This is a genomic window from Variovorax sp. Root434, assembly GCF_001426595.1.
Lineage (GTDB): Bacteria > Pseudomonadota > Gammaproteobacteria > Burkholderiales > Burkholderiaceae_C > Variovorax.
In genome coordinates, this window is sequence record NZ_LMEK01000025.1 from 276,755 (window position 1) to 294,359 (window position 17,605).

The 17,605-nt window shown below is 68.2% G+C and carries 13 protein-coding genes and 1 pseudogene; 6 read left to right on the top strand and 8 right to left on the bottom strand.

The window, feature by feature from the left end:
* Position 1 precedes the first annotated feature (1 nt).
* Complete coding sequence (locus ASD05_RS22165) at positions 2 to 481, bottom strand: DUF1854 domain-containing protein (protein WP_056597149.1); 480 nt, start codon at positions 479 to 481, stop codon at positions 2 to 4.
* On the bottom strand, positions 478 to 2,766 hold the full coding sequence (locus ASD05_RS22170) for an ABC transporter ATP-binding protein (RefSeq protein ID WP_056597151.1): 2,289 nt from the start codon (positions 2,764 to 2,766) through the stop codon (positions 478 to 480). The genes ASD05_RS22165 and ASD05_RS22170 overlap by 4 nt, the downstream gene beginning before the upstream one ends.
* 139 nt (positions 2,767 to 2,905) lie before the next feature.
* Between ASD05_RS22170 and cphA (ASD05_RS22175) the strand changes: the two genes are divergently transcribed.
* The 5 genes from cphA (ASD05_RS22175) to ASD05_RS22195 all read left to right on the top strand — a co-directional run bounded on the left by cphA (ASD05_RS22175) (position 2,906) and on the right by ASD05_RS22195 (position 9,353).
* Entirely contained in the window at positions 2,906 to 5,158 is a 2,253-nt protein-coding gene (gene cphA / locus ASD05_RS22175; RefSeq protein WP_235508057.1) for a cyanophycin synthetase, read from the top strand.
* Positions 5,155 to 7,722, top strand: a complete 2,568-nt coding sequence (gene cphA, locus ASD05_RS22180; RefSeq protein ID WP_056597155.1) for a cyanophycin synthetase — start codon at positions 5,155 to 5,157, stop codon at positions 7,720 to 7,722. The genes cphA (ASD05_RS22175) and cphA (ASD05_RS22180) overlap by 4 nt, the downstream gene beginning before the upstream one ends.
* A gap of 272 nt (positions 7,723 to 7,994) precedes the next feature.
* Complete coding sequence (locus tag ASD05_RS22185; RefSeq protein WP_056597156.1) at positions 7,995 to 8,405, top strand: hypothetical protein; 411 nt, start codon at positions 7,995 to 7,997, stop codon at positions 8,403 to 8,405.
* A 68-nt stretch (positions 8,406 to 8,473) separates the two neighbouring features.
* Positions 8,474 to 8,965, top strand: coding sequence for a hypothetical protein (locus ASD05_RS22190; RefSeq protein ID WP_056597159.1), 492 nt, complete (start codon positions 8,474 to 8,476; stop codon positions 8,963 to 8,965).
* Between the two features lie 133 nt (positions 8,966 to 9,098).
* Positions 9,099 to 9,353 (top strand): hypothetical protein, encoded by a 255-nt coding sequence (locus ASD05_RS22195; RefSeq protein ID WP_007831762.1) that lies wholly within the window; start codon positions 9,099 to 9,101, stop codon positions 9,351 to 9,353.
* Between the two features lie 25 nt (positions 9,354 to 9,378).
* On the opposite strand, the gene ASD05_RS22200 is transcribed toward ASD05_RS22195, so the two are convergent.
* Positions 9,379 to 10,158 (bottom strand): SDR family NAD(P)-dependent oxidoreductase, encoded by a 780-nt coding sequence (locus tag ASD05_RS22200; RefSeq protein WP_056597160.1) that lies wholly within the window; start codon positions 10,156 to 10,158, stop codon positions 9,379 to 9,381.
* Positions 10,159 to 10,277: 119 nt separating this feature from the next.
* Between ASD05_RS22200 and ASD05_RS29625 the strand changes: the two are divergent.
* Positions 10,278 to 11,177 (top strand): annotated as a pseudogene (locus tag ASD05_RS29625) (LysR family transcriptional regulator); the annotation flags it as partial.
* Between the two features lie 16 nt (positions 11,178 to 11,193).
* On the opposite strand, the gene ASD05_RS22205 reads toward ASD05_RS29625, so the two are convergent.
* The 5 genes from ASD05_RS22205 to ASD05_RS22225 form a co-directional block, all read right to left on the bottom strand.
* On the bottom strand, positions 11,194 to 12,111 hold the full coding sequence (locus ASD05_RS22205) for a dihydrodipicolinate synthase family protein (RefSeq protein WP_056597162.1): 918 nt from the start codon (positions 12,109 to 12,111) through the stop codon (positions 11,194 to 11,196).
* A 23-nt stretch (positions 12,112 to 12,134) separates the two neighbouring features.
* Positions 12,135 to 13,871, bottom strand: a complete 1,737-nt coding sequence (locus tag ASD05_RS22210) for an IlvD/Edd family dehydratase (protein ID WP_056509212.1) — start codon at positions 13,869 to 13,871, stop codon at positions 12,135 to 12,137.
* Positions 13,872 to 13,875: 4 nt separating this feature from the next.
* Entirely contained in the window at positions 13,876 to 14,907 is a 1,032-nt protein-coding gene (yjfF, locus tag ASD05_RS22215) for a galactofuranose ABC transporter, permease protein YjfF (RefSeq protein WP_056597163.1), read from the bottom strand.
* Positions 14,904 to 15,938 (bottom strand): ABC transporter permease, encoded by a 1,035-nt coding sequence (locus ASD05_RS22220; RefSeq protein WP_056597165.1) that lies wholly within the window; start codon positions 15,936 to 15,938, stop codon positions 14,904 to 14,906. The genes yjfF and ASD05_RS22220 overlap by 4 nt, the downstream gene beginning before the upstream one ends.
* 145 nt (positions 15,939 to 16,083) lie before the next feature.
* Entirely contained in the window at positions 16,084 to 17,604 is a 1,521-nt protein-coding gene (locus ASD05_RS22225) for a sugar ABC transporter ATP-binding protein (protein WP_056597166.1), read from the bottom strand.
* Position 17,605: the final 1 nt, after the last annotated feature.

Genomic DNA, 17,605 nt, shown 5'->3' on the forward strand with positions numbered 1-17,605 from the left:
TCTAGAGAAAACGCTCGAGCAGCTTGCGCGACGCGCGGTCGAGCGTCTTCACGTCGGGAATGCGGAACTGCACGCCGTGCGCGCTCGCAATGAGCAGCGCGCCGCCTTCGAGCCGGCGAATGTCTTCCTCGGCCTTGAGCACGAAGCTGGTGTCGCCGCGGTCGGTGCTGATGGTCCAGGTGCTGGGCACGCCGAAGCTGGACACGCCGTGCAGGCGCAGCAGCGTGGGCGCGAAGTCGCGCACCGCGAGTTCTTCTTCGAGCAGCGCCCTGGCCTGCGCCGGCAGTTGCTCGACGCTGTCGATCCAGACCAGCTCGCGGCCTTCGCTGCCGACCAGCGACACGCCATGGCCCGGCGCGCTCAGCGGAAAGGCCCGCACGGGCGTGACGCCCACATGGCGCTCGCCCTGCGCGTCGGTCAGCACGAGGCGGCCGAAGGCGTCGCGTTCGAGTTCGAAAGATGGGGTGTTGAGTTCGGTCATGCGTCGCCCGCCGGATGTGCTGCGTGGCTGATGGCCAGGGGGGCATGCGCAGCGGCGCGCTCGTCGGCGGCGCCTTCGCTCGCATCGTCGTCGCCCTGGCGCAGTTGCGCCTGGTAGAGCCGCCAATAGGCGCCCTGCTTCGCCATCAAGGCATCGTGCGGCCCGACCTCGACCACTTCGCCGCGGTCCATGACCACGAGCCGGTCGGCCTTGCGCAATGTCGACAGCCGGTGCGCGATGGCGATGGTGGTGCGGCCCTGCACGAGGTTGTCCAGGGCCTTCTGGATTTCCTTCTCGGTCTCGGTGTCCACAGCCGAGGTCGCCTCGTCGAGGATCAGGATGCGCGGATCGATCAGCAGCGCGCGCGCAATGCTGATGCGCTGGCGCTCGCCGCCCGACAGCCCCTGCCCGCGCTCGCCCACGAGCGAGTCGTAGCCGTGCGGCAGCCGCAGGATGAAGTCGTGCGCATGGGCCGCGCGGGCCGCGGCAACCACCTCTTCGCGCGTGGCGTCGGGCTTGCCGTAGGCGATGTTCTGCGCGATGGTGCCGAAGAACAGGAAAGGTTCCTGCAGCACCAGCCCCACGTGGCGCCGGTAGTCGGCCACGGCGAAGCGGCGGATGTCGGTGCCGTCGACCTTGATGGCGCCGTCGGTCACGTCGTAGAAGCGGCAAATGAGGTTGACCAGCGTGCTCTTGCCCGAGCCGCTGTGGCCCACGAGGCCGATCATCTCGCCGGGCTCGATGGTCAGGTCGAGGTCGTGGATCACGGCGCGCGAGCCGTAGCGAAAGCCCAGCCCGCTCATCTCGATGCGGCCCTGCACCCGCTCCACCTTCACCGGGTTGGCCGGCTCGGGCACGTTGCTCACGTGGTCGAGGATGTCGAAGATGCGCTTGGCACCCGCGGCGGCCTTCTGCGTGACCGAGACGATGCGGCTCATCGAGTCGAGCCGCGTGTAGAAGCGGCCGATGTAGGCGATGAAGGCCGTGAGCACACCCACCGTGATGCTGCCGCGCGCCACCTGCCAGATACCGAAGGCCCACACCACGAGCAGGCCGATTTCGGTGAGCAGCGACACGGTCGGCGTGAACAGCGACCACGTGCGGTTGAGCTTGTCGTTGACCTGCAGGTTGTAGGTGTTGGCGACACGGAAGCGCTCGGCCTCGCGGCGCTCCTGCGCGAAGGCTTTCACCACGCGAATGCCGGGAATGGTGTCGGCCAGCACGTTGGTCACCTCGGACCAGACGCGGTCGATCTTCTCGAAGCCGGTGCGCAGGCGGTCGCGCACGACGTGGATCATCCAGGCGATGAAGGGCAGCGGCACCAGCGTGACCACGGCCAGCAGCGGATTGATGGAGATCAGGATGGCCGCCGTCATGACGATCATCAGCACGTCGTTCGCGAAATCGAGCGCGTGCAGCGACAGGAAGACGTTGATGCGGTCGGTTTCGGAGCCGATGCGCGCCATCAGGTCGCCCGTGCGCTTGCCGCCGAAATAATCGAGCGGCAGGGTCAGCAGGTGCTCGTACGTGGTGGTGCGCAGGTCGGCGCCGATGCGTTCGGACACCAGCGCCAGCAGGTAGGTGCGCGCCCAGCCCAGCCCCCAGCCGACCAGCGCCGCGATCAACAGGCCGCCGAGGTAGAGGCCCACGCGCATGGTGTCGATCTTCTGCCCGTTCTGGAACGGAATCAGGATGTCGTCCATCAGCGGGATGGTCAGGTACGGCGGCACCAGGGTGGCGGCGGTGGAGATCAGGGTGAGTACGAATCCCAGGATCAGCTGCTTGCGGTACGGGCCGGCGAAACGGCCCAGGCGCAGCAGCACCCAGGTCGATGGCGGGGTCTGGAGTTCGGCGTCGGGGGTGCCCTCTTCGCCGTCGGCAACCTCGATGACCTCCGGTGTCTCCTTGGCGACACCGGCCGTTCGCTGGCCGAACAACTTGAGCAGGCGCAGCGCCGCGACCTGTCCGGCCAGGGTGTAGCGCCAGCGGGCCAAACGGCCCGAAGGCCCCGTCAAATCGAGGGTTCCCACCCCCGAGTGGTCGGACAGGCGCAGTTCGAGGGCCGCATCGGTTAGCGGCCACTCACGCCATTCGCCGCCCGGTTCGAGCGCGATCAGCCTCTGGTCAGTCAGCGCGACTAGGCCGCTAGCGAAGCGAAGTTGATCGTCGAGGTCAACCGACAGTATTACCAGAACGTTTTCCGCGACTGCGAGCCGGTTTTTCAGCGCGTCTGAAGCCGCCTCTGTTTCGCCCTCCCGGGTGCCGACTGGATCGTGATGTTGCATTGTGTTTCTCTGACTCTTGCCCGTCGCGGGCCGCATGGACCGCGTCATGGCGCCCTTGGTCGGGCGCCGATTCTGACCGATTGCCATGGGCGCGCCTGAAGGCGCCGTGGTGCTCGGCCAAAGCACTTCGAACGTTTGCATGACCCGTTTCGACGACATCCGCCTGCTGCGCATCAACTATTTGCGCGGTCCGAACCTCTGGACCTACCGTCCGGTACTCGAAGTCTGGCTCGACCTGGGCCAGCTGGAAGACTTCCCCTCCAACAAGATCGACGGCTTCACCGACCGCCTGACCGGCCTGCTGCCGGCGCTCATCGAGCACCACTGCGGCGTCGGCGAGCGCGGCGGCTTCATCCAGCGCCTGACTGAGGGCACGTGGTCGGGCCACGTGCTGGAGCACGTCGTCATCGAACTGCTGAACCTCGCCGGCATGCCTACCGGCTTCGGCCAGACCCGCAGCACCTCCGAGCACGGCGTCTACCGCATGGTGTTCCGCGCCCGTGACGAGCAGGTCGCCCGGGTGGCGCTGACCGAGGGCCACCGCCTGCTGATGGCCGCCATCAACAACGATCCGTTCAGCGCCGCCGACGTGCAGAAGGCCGTCGACGCGGTCAAGGCCAAGGTGGAAGACTGCTACCTCGGCCCGAGCACCGCCGCCATCGTGGCCGCAGCCACCGACCGCGGCATTCCGCACATGCGCCTGAACAGCGGCAACCTCGTGCAGCTGGGCTACGGCGCCAACCAGCAGCGTATCTGGACCGCCGAGACCGACTACACCAGCGCCATCGGCGAATCGATCGCCAGCGACAAGGAGCTGACCAAGTCCCTGCTCGCGAGCTGCGGCGTGCCGGTGCCCGAAGGCCAAGTGGTCGCCAACGCCGAAGAAGCCTGGGAAGCCGCCGAGGACATCGGCCTGCCGGTGGCCGTGAAGCCCTCCGACGCCAACCACGGCCGCGGCGTCTCGCTCGAACTGACCACCCGTGAAGAAGTCATGGCCGCCTTCGCGGTCGCCGAGCCCGAGGGCAGCGACGTGATGGTCGAGCGCTTTATCCGCGGCCACGAGCACCGTCTGCTGGTGGTGGGCGGCGAAGTGGTGGCCGCCGCGCGCGGCGAGATCATCACCGTCACCGGCGATGGCCAGAGCAGCGTGCGCGACCTGATCGACAAGCAGCTCAACAGCGACCCGCGCCGCGGCGCCGAGGAAGAGTTTCCGCTCGACGTGATCGTGATCGACAGCGACGCCAAGCTGCAGCTCGAGCTCAAGCGCCAGGAGCTGGACGCCAACGCCGTGCCGGCCGCCGGCCGTGTGGTGACGATCCAGCGCAACGGCAACATGGCCAACGACTGCACCGACCAGGTCCACCCCGAAGTCGCGCACGCCGCCGTGCTGGCCGCGCGCGTGGTGGGCCTCGACATCGCGGGCATCGACCTCGTGGCGCAGGACATTTCCAAGCCGCTGGGCCCGCAGCGCGGCGCGATCGTCGAAGTCAATGCAGGCCCCGGCCTGCTGATGCACCTGAAGCCGGCCGTCGGTTCGCCGCGCCCGGTGGGCCGCGCCATCTGCGACCACCTGTTTCCCAACGACGCGCCCGGGCGCATTCCCGTGGTCGGCGTGGCCGGCTCGCGCGACACCGCCGTGCTGGCGCGCCTCGTGGCCTGGCTGATCGGCCTGGGCGGGCGCCAGACCGGCCTCGCCTGCCGCGACGGCCTGTTCCTCGAACGCCGCCGCGTCGATGCGCGCGACAGCGCCAACTGGGACGCCGGCCACCGCCTGCTCGTGAACCGCGCAGTGCAGGCCGTGGTGATCGAGAACGGCGCCGAAACCATCCTGCGCGACGGTCTTCCCTACGACCGCTGCGAAGTCGGCATCGTCACCGACCTCGACGGCTTCGAAGCCCTGGCCGACTACGACATCACCGAGAGCGACCAGATGGTCAAGGTGCTGCGCACGCAGGTCGACGTGGTGCTGTCCGAAGGCACGGCCGTGCTGAATGCGGGCGACCCGCGCCTGGCCGGCCTCGCGCCGCTGTGCGACGGCGCCGTCATCCTCTATTCGGCCGACCCGCAGGCCGCCGAACTCACGGCGCATCAGAGCGCCGGCGGCAAGGCCGTGCTGGTGCGGCAGGACCGCGTGGTGCTGGCCAACGGCAGCAGCGAATCGTTCCTGCCCGGCCTCGGCCGGCTGACCGTGTGGCGCGCCACCCATGCCGGCGTGAGCCTCGAAAGCCTGCTGGCCGCCGTGGCCGCCGCCTGGGCGATGGGCATTCCGCTGAATCTGATCGGCGCCGGCGTGGAGGCCTTCGAGGCCGACCTGCAGGCGGCGCTCGCCTCGCTGCAGCTGTCGCAGACCCAGCCGCTCTCGTCGCAACACCCCCAATCACAATTCGCATGAGAGTCACCCGCATCCGAGCCCTCCGTGGGCCCAATCTCTGGAGCCGCCACACCGCCATCGAAGCGGTGGTTGCCTGCCAGGGCGACGAGAACGCCATCAGCAAGCTGGCCGGCTTCGAAGCCCGCCTGCGCGCACGCTTCCCGACCATCGGCGAACTGCACCCGATGGTGCTGGGTCAACCGCTGGCGCTGGCCCATGTGCTCGAGAACGCCGCCGTCGCGTTGCAGGCGCAGGCCGGCTGCGCCGTCAACTTCGGCCACACCTCGCCCACCGTGGAAGAAGGCGTCTACCAGGTCGTGTTCCAGTACAGCGAAGAAGCCGTCGGCCGCCGTGCGATCGAGTTGGCCGAGCAGCTGATCGAGGCTGCCCTGGCCGACACCGCCTTCGACGCCAACGCCGCCATCACCGAGCTGCGCGACCTCGATGAATCCGAGCGCCTGGGCCCGAGCACCGGCTCCATCGTCGATGCCGCCGTGGCGCGCGGCATTCCGTACCGCCGGCTGACCAGCGGCAGCCTGGTGCAGTTCGGCTGGGGTTCGAAGCAGCGCCGCATCCAGGCCGCCGAAGTCGACAGCACCAGCGGCGTGGCCGAATCGATCGCCCAGGACAAGGAACTGACCAAGCAGCTGCTCAACGCCGCCGGCGTGCCGGTGCCGCTGGGCCGCCCCGTGACCAGTGCCGAAGACGGCTGGGCTGCTGCCAACGAGATCGGCCTGCCGGTCGTGGTGAAGCCGCAGGACGGCAACCAGGGCAAGGGCGTCACCGTCAACATCAACTCGCGCGAAGAACTGTTCGCGGCCTACGACTCGGCCGCCGTCTACGGCGAGGTGATGGTCGAGAAATTCCTGCCCGGCTTCGACTTCCGCCTGCTGGTGGTGGGCGACCGCCTCGTGGCCGCCGCGCGGCGCGATCCGCCGCAGGTGATCGGCGACGGCAGCGCCACGGTGCGCCAGCTGATCGACACCGTGAACCTCGACCCGCGCCGCGGCGAGGGCCATGCCACTTCGCTCACCAAGATCCGCCTCGACGACATCGCCATCGGCCGGCTCGAGGCCCAGGGCCTCACGCCCGACAGCGTGCCCGCGCGCGGCCAGCGCGTGGTGCTGCGCAACAACGCGAACCTCTCCACCGGCGGCACCGCCACCGACGTGACCGACACGGTGCACCCCGAAGTGGCGGCGCGCGCGGTCGATGCGGCGCAGATGGTCGGCCTGCACATCTGCGGCGTCGACATGGTCTGCGAGAACGTGCTGCGCCCGCTGGAGGAACAGCACGGCGGCGTGGTCGAGGTGAACGCCGCGCCCGGCCTGCGCATGCATATCTCGCCCTCGTTCGGCCGCGGCCGCGCGGTCGGCGAAGCGGTGATGGACACCCTGTACGCCCACGGCGACGACGGCCGCATCCCCGTGGTCGCCGTCACCGGCACCAACGGCAAGACCACCACGGCGCGCCTCACCAACCACCTGCTCGCATCGAGCGGCCTGCGCACCGGCATGACCAACACCGACGGCGTGTACGTCGACGGCCGCCAGACCGACAGCGGCGACTGCAGCGGCCCGAAGAGCGCGCGCAACGTGCTGATGCACCCCGATGTCGACGCGGCCGTGTTCGAAGTGGCCCGCGGCGGCGTGCTGCGCGAAGGCCTCGGCTTCGACCGCTGCCAGGTGGCAGTGGTCACCAACATCGGCAGCGGCGACCACCTGGGCCTGAACTACATCACCACCGTCGAAGACCTCGCGGTGTTGAAGCGCGTGATCGTGCGCAACGTGGCGGCCGACGGCTACGCGGTGCTCAACGCGGCCGACGTGAACGTCGCCGCCATGGCGGCAGGCTGCCCCGGCCACGTGATCTTCTTCACCGCCGACCGCATGCACCCGGTGATGGCCACGCACCGCGCGCAGGGCAAGCGCACCGTATACGTCGACCAGGACACGCTGGTCGCGGCCGAAGGCTCGTGGCGCGAACGCATCGCGCTGCGCGACGTGCCCATCACGCGCAATGGCACCATCGGCTTCCAGGTCGACAACGTGATGGCCGCCGTGGCGGCCGCGTGGGCCGTGGGCCTCGACTGGGACACCATCCGCAGCGGCCTCGCGAGCTTCATGAACGACGCGGCCGGCGTGCCCGGGCGCTTCAACGTCATGGACTACCGCGGCGCCACCGTGATCGCCGATTACGGCCACAACACCGACGCCATGCGCGCACTGGTGTCGGCGGTGGACACGATGCCGGCGAAGAAGCGCTCGGTGGTGATCAGCGGCGCGGGCGACCGGCGCGATTCGGACATCCGCGACCAGACCGCCATCCTCGGCGAAGCCTTCGACGACGTGATCCTCTATCAGGATGCTGCACAGCGCGGCCGCGCCGACGGCGAAGTGATGGCGCTGCTGCGCCAGGGCCTGCAGGGCGCGGCCCGCACCCGCCAGATCGACGAGATCCGCGGCGAGTTCGTCGCGATCGACGCCGCGCTGGCCCGCCTGCAGCCGGGCGACCTGTCCCTGATCCTGGTCGACCAGGTTGAGGAAGCGCTCGCTCACCTGGCACAGCGCATCGCAGCGGGCTGATACCTGTCCTAGGCAGGAACACCGCGGAACCGGCTTTGCCGGGCCGCTGGTGTTGCCCCCGGTAGGGGGAAGGCGCGCGCGACACGAAGTGCGCGCAGCCTAGGGGGCGAGCAACGGCTTGCCGGACACGTCCCACATGCAGGGGCGCGTCCGGCCCGGTCGGCGGGCGCGGCTGTCCCACAGACTCGCGGCCCCCGGCCACGCCAGACTGAGGCTCCTGTCACGCACCTCACCACAGGGAGGGCGTGCTTTCCTTTCACCAAGGAGCCCGCATGACAACAGCAGTTCGTTCCATCCTGTCCGCCGCGGCATGCCTCGCCGCCAGCGGCTTCATGGCCTTCGGCGCACAGACCGCCGGCGCGCAGGCGCCGGGGTCGGACGCCCGCATGCAGAAGGAACGCGCCACCTGCGACGGTGTACAGCAGGACCGCGCCGCCTGCCTGCGCGAAGCCGGCGCGGCCCGTCAGGAAGCCAGCCGCGGCGGCCTCACCAGCCCGAGCCCGGCCCGGGGGCAGGTCAACGCCCTCGCCCGCTGCGGCGAACTGCCGGCCGCCGAGCAACCCGACTGCGAAGCCCGCATCGAGGGCGGCGCACGCACCACCACCGAGGGCAGCGTGATGGGCGGCGGCGTGATCCGCGAAACCGTGACGCCACTGCCGCCGCAGACCATGCCGGCACGCTGAAGGAACCCGCCCTCCTCGGGCGCTTCCAACATTTCCAAGGTTTTCAAGCTCGCTTCAAGGAGCCATCTATGAAAAGCACCACTCGCTCAATCATCTTCACCATGCTCGCCGCCGGCGGGCTTGCAGCCGGCAGCATCGCCTCGGCCGCGTCGCCGCGCGGCGCAGCAGCCTCCGGCACCTACCAGCAGGAACTGGCGGTGTGCGGCCATAACCAGCAGGACCGCGCCGCCTGCATCCGCGAAGCCGGCGCCGCGCGCCTGGAAGCTGCGCGCGGGGGCCTGACCAGCGCACCCGATTACCGCGCCAATGCACTCGCCCGCTGCGGCCTGCAGCAGCCCGCCGAGCGCAGCGCCTGCGAGGCCCGCGTGCTCGGCAGCAGCGGCAACAGCACGGCCAGCGTCGACGGCAGCGTAATGGGTGGGGGCGTGATCCGCGAATCGGTCACCACCACCGTGATGCCCGCACCGGCCATGGCGCCGGAACCGATGCCGATGCCAAGGCCGGCCCCGATGCCCGAGCCGATGCCCATGCCCCGGCCGATGCCCGCGCCACTGCGCTGAGCGTCTTCGCTGAAGAAGCATCGCCAGGCGCTGCCGGCGGCTGGCGATGCCCTTACTGTCACAGTACTGTCATAAAAGGCGCAGGCCTGCTAGCTATAGTTCTCGGTCCCTGCCTACCGAGGAATCCTTTCCCATGAATGCCATCAAGGTCGCTCGCCGATTCATCGAAACGGACCCGGCCAACGAATCGGCCAAGATCCTGGCCCAGCTCGTGTTGGCTCTCGAGTCCGAACGCAGCTTCGAACTGGTCACGCTCTACAACCTCGACTACAAGAGCTTCGAGCTCGCGATGGACATCCTGAAGGAATGGCGGCTCGACCGCTACTACGCCAGCAAGTCCAAGCTGTTCGACCTGTCGCTGCAAGTGACCGAACTCGAGAAAAGCTGAAGTCCGCGGGGCACTCCCCGCGTGTTCAGACCATCATCCCGCCCGACACCTCGATGCGCTGGGCATTCACCCAGCGACTCCCCTCCCCGAGCAAGCCCGCGATCGCACCGCCGATGTCGTCGGGCTGGCCCGCGCGTCCGAGCGCCGTGAAGCCCGCGACCATCGCGTTCACCTGCGCGTTGTCGCGCACCATGCCCCCGCTGAAGTCGGTCTCGATCGCACCCGGTGCGATCGTGTTCGCCGCGATGCCGCGCGCGCCGAGTTCCTTGGCGAGATAGCGCGTGAGCGTCTCCACGGCGCCCTTCATCGCGGCGTAGGCGGATGCACCGGCTATCGAGAACCGGGTCAGCCCCGACGACACATTGACGATGCGCCCGCCGTCGTTGATCAGCGGCAGCAGCTTCTGCGTGAGGAAGTACGTGCCCTTGAGGTGCACGTTGTAGAGCATGTCGAACTGCGCTTCGGTCGTGTCCTCGAAGTTCGCGTGCAGGCCCACGCCCGCGTTGTTCACCAGGAAGTCGAAGCGCTCGCGCTGCCAGGTGGCCGCGAGCGCCGCCTTCACCGAGTCCGCGAACGCCGCGAAGGCCGTGCTGTCGCCGACGTCGAGCCGGAGCGCGACGGCACGGCGCCCCTTCGCCTCGATCTCCGACACCACCGCCTGCGCGCTGGCTTCGTTCGACACATAGGTCAGGATCACGTCGACGCCATCGGCGGCGAGCGCCAGCGCGGCACTGCGGCCGAGGCCGCGGCTGCCGCCGGTGACAAGCGCGATGCGGGAGGGATGAGTGGTGGTGGAAGCGGTCATTTCAAAGTCCTTGGTGGTTCATCGGTAGATCGATGGATGGACTTTAAAAATTACCGGAAGAAAGATAAATTCCGCCAGACTACGCACACTGTTATCCGAGAAAGAAACAATCAGCCGCCATGATCACCGACGAACTGCGCATCTTCTCGAAGGTGGCCGAACTCGCGAGCTTCAGCCGGGCCGCGGACCAGCTCGGCCTGACCCGCGCGCGCGTCTCGGTGGCCGTGCAACAGCTCGAAGAGCGCCTGGGCACGCGGCTCCTGCAGCGCACCACCCGCAGCGTGCGCCTCACGGAAGACGGCGCGCGCTTCCTCGACCGCTGCAAGGACTACCTGGCCGAAGGCGAGCAGCTGGCCACCATGTTCCGCTCGAACATTGGCGGCCTCACGGGGCGCCTGCGCATCGACCTGCCGGCCACCGTGGCGCGCGACCTCGTCATTCCGCGGCTGCCCGAATTCCTCGGGCAGCACCCCGCGCTGGAGATCGGCATCAGCACGACCGACCGCCGCGTCGATCTCGTGAACGAAGGCTTCGACTGCGTGCTGCGCGTGGGCGTGCTGGGCGATTCCGAACTCGTCGCGCGGCCGCTCGGTTTCATGCGGATGGCAAATGCCGCGAGCCCGGCCTACCTGCAGGCGCACGGCACGCCGCAGACGCTTGCCGACCTCGCGCAGCACCGCATCGTGCACTTCGCACAAACCCTCTCGCCGAACGACGCGGGTTGGGAATACTTCGACGCGGCCCAGGGCCGCTACCGGATGCAGCCGATGCGCTCCATCGTCACGGTGAACGGCACCGATGCCTACAACGCCGCGGCGGTCGCGGGCCTCGGGCTGATCCAGGCCCCGATCGGCGGCCTCCTGCCGTGCTTTGCGGCCGGCTCGCTCGTGCAGGTGATGCCGGCGTTCACCGCCCGCGCGATGCCGGTGTCGCTGGTGTACGTCAACCGGCGCCACCTCGCGCCGCGCGTGCTCGCCGTGATGAACTGGCTGACCGAGATCCTCGCGCCCTACTTCGCCCGGGACGGCGAACCGGCTATCTCCCCCAGCGCAGCACCAGCGGATCGAGCCGCTTCGCCGTCTCGATCAGGCCGTCGCGCGTCGCGGGGTGCATCGCGGGCAGCGGATGCCGCGGCGCCTCGCAAGCGATCACGCCGCCCTCCTTCATGAGCGACTTGCAGGCCAGGAGGCCCGCCTGCCGGTTCTCGTAGTTGATGAGCGGCAGCCACTGCTGGTACAGCGCGAAGGCCTTGTCGCGGTCGCCCGAACGGTGCGCCTCGATGATCGGGCGAATGCCGTCCGGATAGCCCCCGCCGGTCATCGAGCCGGTCGCGCCGGCGTCGAGGTCGGGCATCAGCGTGATGGCCTCTTCGCCGTCCCACGGGCCTTCGATGGCGTCGCCGCCCAGTCGGATCAGCTCGCGCAGCTTGGCGGCCGCACCGGCCGTCTCGATCTTGAAATATGCGACGTGCTCGATCTCCTTCGCCATGCGCGCGAGGAACGGCGCCGACAGCACCGTGCCGCTGGCCGGCGCGTCCTGGATCATGATCGGGATGTCTACCGCATCCGACAGGCGCGCGTAGAACTCGAAGATCTGCGGCTCGGGCACGCGGAAGGTCGCGCCGTGATAAGGCGGCATCACCATCAGCATGGCCGCGCCCATGTCCTGCGCGCGGCGGCTGCGCTCGGCGCACACCTTGGTGCTGTAGTGCGTGGTGGTCACGATGACCGGCACGCGGCCCTTCACGTGTTCGAGCATGGTGCGCGTGAGCACCTCGCGCTCCTCGTCGGACAGCACGAACTGCTCCGAGAAATTGGCGAGGATGCACAGGCCGTCCGAGCCCGCGTCGATCATGAAATCGACGCAGCGCTTCTGGCTCTCCAGGTCGAGCTCGCCCTGTTCGGTGAAGGTGGTGGGCACCACCGGGAAGATGCCGCGGTATCTGGGGGTCATGATGTTTCGTTGCTTGCGTGGGTTCAATGCGAATGGCGCGGCACGGCCGAGCCGCGGCAGCCGACGAGGAAGTCGAAGTCGCAGCCTTCGTCGGCCTGCAGCACATGGTTGACGTAGAGCTTCTGGTAGCCGCCGCCGCGCGTGCTCATCGGTTGTGCATCCGAAGAAGACAGCGACGCCAGGCGCGCTGCCAGTTCCTCGTCGCTGATGTCGAGGTGCAATCGCCCCGCATCGCAGTCGAGCTCGATCCAGTCGCCGTCGCGCACTGCCGCCAGCGGCCCGCCGTCTGCCGCCTCGGGTGCGACGTGCAGCACCACCGTGCCGTAGGCCGTGCCGCTCATGCGCGCGTCCGAGATGCGCACCATGTCCTTCACGCCCTGGCGCAGCAGCTTGGGCGGCAACCCCATGTTGCCGACCTCGGCCATGCCGGGGTAGCCCTTGGGGCCGCAGTTCTTCAGCACCATCACGCAGCTGGCGTCGATGTCGAGGTCTTCATCGACGATGCGTGCCTTGTAGTGCTCCAGGTTCTCGAACACCACGGCCCTGCCGCGATGCTTGAGCAGCTCCGGCGATGCGGCCGAGGGCTTGAGCACCGCGCCGCGCGGCGACAGGTTGCCGCGCAGGATGCGGATGCCGCCGTCGGCAATGAGCGGCTTGTCGAGCGGGCGGATCACCTCGTCGTCGAGGCTGGGCGCATCGCGCACGTTGTCCCAGATCGACTGGCCGTTGACGGTGAGCGCGCCGGGGTGCGGCAGCAGCCCGTTCTCGCCGAGCCGGCGCAGCACGGCGGGCAGGCCGCCGGCGTAATAGAACTCCTCCATCAGGAAGCGGCCCGAAGGCATCAGGTCGACGATGGTCGGAGTGTTGCTGCCGATGCGCGTCCAGTCCTCCAGCTCCAGCTCGACGCCGATGCGTCCCGCGATCGCCTTCAGGTGGATCACCGCGTTGGTCGAACCGCCGATGGCCGCGTTCACGCGAATGGCGTTCTCGAAGGCCTCGCGCGTGAGGATCTTCGACAGCGTGAGCCCCTCCTTCGCCATCTCCACCGCGCGCATGCCCGACATCTGCGCGAGCACGTAGCGCCGCGCATCGACCGCCGGAATGGCTGCGTTGTGCGGCAGCGAGGTGCCGAGCGCCTCGGCCATGCAGGCCATCGTCGAGGCCGTGCCCATGGTGTTGCAGGTGCCCGCCGAGCGCGACATGCCGCCCTCGGCCGAGAGGAACTGGTGCAGGTTGATCTCGCCCGCCTTCAGCGACTCGTGCAGCTGCCACACGGCCGTGCCCGAGCCGATGTTCTTGCCTTCGAGCTTGCCGTTGAGCATCGGCCCACCGGTGACCACGATGGCCGGGATGTCGCAGCTCGCCGCGCCCATCAGCAGCGCGGGCGTGGTCTTGTCGCAGCCCGTGAGCAGCACCACCGCATCGACCGGGTTGCCACGGATGGCTTCTTCAACGTCCATGCTCGCGAGGTTGCGCGTGAGCATCGCGGTGGGCCGCAGGTTCGACTCGCCGTTGGAGAACACCGGGAACTCCACCGGAAAGCCACCCGCCTCCGAGATGCCGCGCTTCACGTGCTCGGCGATCTTGCGGAAGTGCGCGTTGCACGGCGTGAGTTCCGACCAGGTGTTGCAGATGCCGATGATCGGGCGGCCATCGAACTCATGGTCCGGGATGCCCTGGTTCTTCATCCAGCTGCGGTACATGAAGCCGTTCTTGTCGGCGGAGCCGAACCATTCGGTCGAGCGCAGTTTTTTTGTCATTGAGTCAGCGGCGCGGAGCGCGCGAGGTGAAAAAGCGTTGCAACAAACAGAAAACGAACAGCAGCGCGCCGACCACGATGCGGGTCCACCACGAGCTCAGCGTGCCGTCGAATGAAATGAGGGTCTGGATGATCCCGAGCATCAGCACGCCGAACAGCGTGCCCGCCACATAGCCCACGCCGCCCGTGAGCAGCGTGCCGCCGATCACCACCGCCGCGATGGCGTCGAGCTCCAGCCCGATGGCATGCAGCCCGTAGCCCGAGAGCATGTAGAAGGTGAAGATCACGCCCGCCAGTGCCGAGCAGAAGCCCGACAGCGTGTACACGCCGACCAGCGTGCGGCGCACCGGCAGGCCCATCAGCATCGCCGAGTTCTCGCTGCCGCCGATGGCGTACACCGCGCGGCCGAAGGGCGTGCAGTGCGCGATGAAGATCGCCGCCAGCAGCACCACGACGGCGATCACCGCGCTGATCGACACCGAGGCCTCGCCCCAGATCGGAATGCGGATCTGCGAGACCTCCGAGTAGAACTCGTTGGTGATGCTGATCGAGTCGATACTGATGAGGTAGCACAGCCCTCGCGCCAGGAACATGCCGGCCAGCGTGACGATGAAAGGCTGCAGCCGGAAGCGCTCGATGAGCAGCCCCATGAACGCACCGAAAGCCGTGCCCATCACCAGCACCAGCGGAATCACGATGCCGGGGCTCCAGCCGTGCTTCTCGACCAGCGAGGCCGAAACCATGGTGGTCAGCGCGATCACCGAGCCCACCGACAAATCGATGCCACCCGAAAGAATCACGAAGGTCATGCCCACGGCCACGACGATCAGGAAGGCGTTGTCGATCAGCAGGTTGAGGAACACCTGCGCCGAGAAGAAGCCGTCATAGAAAACAGAACCCAGCGTAGCCACCAGCACGAACAACGAAATCGTCGCCGCCAATGGCAGGTACTTCGGATTGAGCCCTCCCCTCTTGCCCCCTCTCCCGCTTGCGGGAGAGGGCTGGGGTGAGGGTCTTGTATCGATCACCGCGCTCATGCCCGCCCCTCTTCATGCACCGGCCGCTGCGCCAGCGCCCGCACTTGCGACCTGAACTCCGGCGACTGCAGCAGCATCACGGCAAACACCACGCCCGCCTTCACGACAAGGTTGATCTCCGGCGGCACCCCCAGCGAATAGATCGCATAGGTCAGTGTCTGGATGATCAGCGCGCCGATCACGCTGCCTACCAGGCTGAAGCGCCCGCCGGTCAGTGCCGTGCCACCCAGCGTCACCGCCAGGATCGCGTCGAGCTCGATGAGCTGCCCCGCGTTGTTGCCGTCCGCGCTCTTCACGTTGGAGCTGATGAGCAAGCCCGCCACACCCGCGCAGGCACCGCAGAACGCATACGCACCGACGATCAGCCGCCGCGCCTGCACGCCCGCCACGCGCGCCGCCGTCGGGTTGATCCCCACTGCCTGGATGAACAGGCCCAGCGCCGTGCGCGTGATTGCCAGGTACAGCAGCACGAACACCGCCGCCACGATGAACAGCGAGAACGGCAGCCCGAGCAGGTAGCCGCTGCCGAGGAAGAAGAAGGGCTTGTAGTAGATCGTGATGATCTGCCCGTCGGCGATGAGCTGCGCGATGCCGCGCCCCGCCACCATGAGGATCAGCGTCGCGATGATCGGCTGCATGCCGACCTTGGCGACCAGCAGTCCGTTCCACAGACCGCACAGCAATGCAATGCCGATGGCCGCGAGGATGGCGAGCGGCATCGGGAAGCGGCTCACGTCATTGGCCACCGAGCCGCCGATCATCCAGGCCGCGAGCGCCGCCGCGATGGCCACCACCGCGCCCACCGAGATGTCGATGCCGCGCGTGGCGATCACGAGCGTCATGCCTAGCGACACGAGCACCAGAGGCGCCGCGCGGTTCAGGATGTCGATCAGGCTCCCGTAGAGATGGCCTTCGCGCCATTCGAGATGCAGGAAGCTGGTGTTGAAGGCGATGTTCACCGCGAGCAGCAGGAGCAGCGTGACGAGAGGCCACGCGAGGCGGTGGCTCATGAAGGATGAAAGGCGTGTCATGTGTTCTGCCTTGCTCCTTCCCCTTCCGGGGGAAGGCTGGGATGGGGGCGTGCGGCCTCGAACACTGCGCGGCGATGAAGGCCGCCAGCCCCCACCCCTGCCCTCCCCCAGCGGGGAAGGGAGAAAGACAAGAGATCGTGGTGGCTCATGCTGCGGCAATCATTTCGTAGACCTCGTCCTCGGTCGAGCCGCCCGGCAGCTCGCCCACCTTCTTCCGATCCCGCAGCACTACGATGCGGTGCGCCACGCGCACCACCTCGCTCATTTCCGACGAGATGAAGATCACCGCCATGCCCGCCTTCGCGAGCCGCAGGATCTCTTCCATGATTTCCTGCTTGGCCGCCACGTCGATGCCGCGCGTGGGCTCGTCGAGGATCAGCAGGCGCGGCTCGGTCGCGAGCCAGCGCGCGATCATGGCCTTCTGCTGGTTGCCGCCCGACAGCAGCCCGATGGGCGTCTCGACGCTCGCGGTCTTGATGCCGAGCGACTTCACGAAGCGCTCGGCCATCTCGGTCTGCTCGGCATGCGACAGGAAGCGCCGCGTGCCCAGGCGCGCCTGCAGCGCCAGCGCGATGTTCTCGCGCACCGACAGCTCGGCGACGATGCCATCGGTCTTGCGTTCTTCGGGACACAGCGCAAGGCCTTCGCGAATGGCATCGGCCGGGTTCGAGAAGCTCATGGTGCGGCCATCGACCTTGAGCACGCCGCGGTCCGGCAACTCCAGCCCGAACAGCAGCCGCGCGAGTTCCGTGCGGCCCGCGCCGAGCAGGCCCGCGATGCCGACGACTTCGCCGGCGCGCACGCGCAAATCCGTCGCCTGCAGCTGGCCCGCCTGGCCCAACCCTTCGGTCTGCAGCAATGCGGGTGCGGCCTCGTCGAACGAAGGCAAGGCAGCGGGCCGCGCCGACTGCGCCGCCAGCTCACGCCCGAGCATCGCTGCGATCAGCGCCTGCGGTCCAAGGTCTGCGGCGCGCCACTCGCCGATCCAGCTGCCGTTGCGCAGCACCGTGATGCGGTCCGACACCGCATACATCTGGTTGAAAAAGTGCGTCACGAAGACGATGGCCAGCCCTTCGCCACGCAGGCGCCGCAGCACCTCGAACAGCTTTTCCACCTCGTCGTCGTCCAGGCTCGATGTCGGCTCGTCGAGGATCAGCACTTTCGACGACACGCCCAGCGCACGCGCGATCGCCACCATCTGCTGCACCGCCACCGAGTAGCTCGACAGCAGCCGCGTCACGTCGATGTCGAGCCCGATGCGCCCCAGCAGCTCTTCGGCGCGGCGGTTCACCGCAGCCCAGTCGATGCGAAAGCCCTGCGCCGCGCCGCAACGCGGATAGCGCCCCGCGAACACGTTCTCGGCCACCGACAGGTTCGGGCACAGGTTCACCTCCTGGTAGACCGTGCTGATGCCCAGCTTCTGCGCGTCGAGCGGCGAGTGCGGATGGATCGGCTGGCCGTCGAGGAACATCTCGCCGCCGCTCGACGGCAGCACGCCCGTCAGCACCTTGATCAGCGTCGACTTGCCCGCCCCGTTCTGCCCCATGAGCGCATGGATCTCGCCCGGGTACAGGTTGAGCCGCACGTCGCGCAGTACCTGGATGCTGCCGAACTGCTTGTGGATGCCCCGAAGCTCGAGCACGGGGCTGAGGCTGCCGTCTGTCATG

Excerpts from the sequence above, each read along its gene's own strand:
- ASD05_RS22165 (WP_056597149.1), bottom strand. The coding sequence starts at position 481 with ATGACCGAACTCAACACCCCATCTTTCGAACTCGAACGCGACGCCTTC.
- ASD05_RS22170 (WP_056597151.1), bottom strand. The coding sequence starts at position 2,766 with ATGCAACATCACGATCCAGTCGGCACCCGGGAGGGCGAAACAGAGGCG.
- cphA (WP_235508057.1), top strand. The coding sequence starts at position 2,906 with ATGACCCGTTTCGACGACATCCGCCTGCTGCGCATCAACTATTTGCGC.
- cphA (WP_056597155.1), top strand. The coding sequence starts at position 5,155 with ATGAGAGTCACCCGCATCCGAGCCCTCCGTGGGCCCAATCTCTGGAGC.
- ASD05_RS22185 (WP_056597156.1), top strand. The coding sequence starts at position 7,995 with ATGACAACAGCAGTTCGTTCCATCCTGTCCGCCGCGGCATGCCTCGCC.
- ASD05_RS22190 (WP_056597159.1), top strand. The coding sequence starts at position 8,474 with ATGAAAAGCACCACTCGCTCAATCATCTTCACCATGCTCGCCGCCGGC.
- ASD05_RS22195 (WP_007831762.1), top strand. The coding sequence starts at position 9,099 with ATGAATGCCATCAAGGTCGCTCGCCGATTCATCGAAACGGACCCGGCC.
- ASD05_RS22200 (WP_056597160.1), bottom strand. The coding sequence starts at position 10,158 with ATGACCGCTTCCACCACCACTCATCCCTCCCGCATCGCGCTTGTCACC.
- ASD05_RS22205 (WP_056597162.1), bottom strand. The coding sequence starts at position 12,111 with ATGACCCCCAGATACCGCGGCATCTTCCCGGTGGTGCCCACCACCTTC.
- ASD05_RS22210 (WP_056509212.1), bottom strand. The coding sequence starts at position 13,871 with ATGACAAAAAAACTGCGCTCGACCGAATGGTTCGGCTCCGCCGACAAG.
- yjfF (WP_056597163.1), bottom strand. The coding sequence starts at position 14,907 with ATGAGCGCGGTGATCGATACAAGACCCTCACCCCAGCCCTCTCCCGCA.
- ASD05_RS22220 (WP_056597165.1), bottom strand. The coding sequence starts at position 15,938 with ATGACACGCCTTTCATCCTTCATGAGCCACCGCCTCGCGTGGCCTCTC.
- ASD05_RS22225 (WP_056597166.1), bottom strand. The coding sequence starts at position 17,604 with ATGACAGACGGCAGCCTCAGCCCCGTGCTCGAGCTTCGGGGCATCCAC.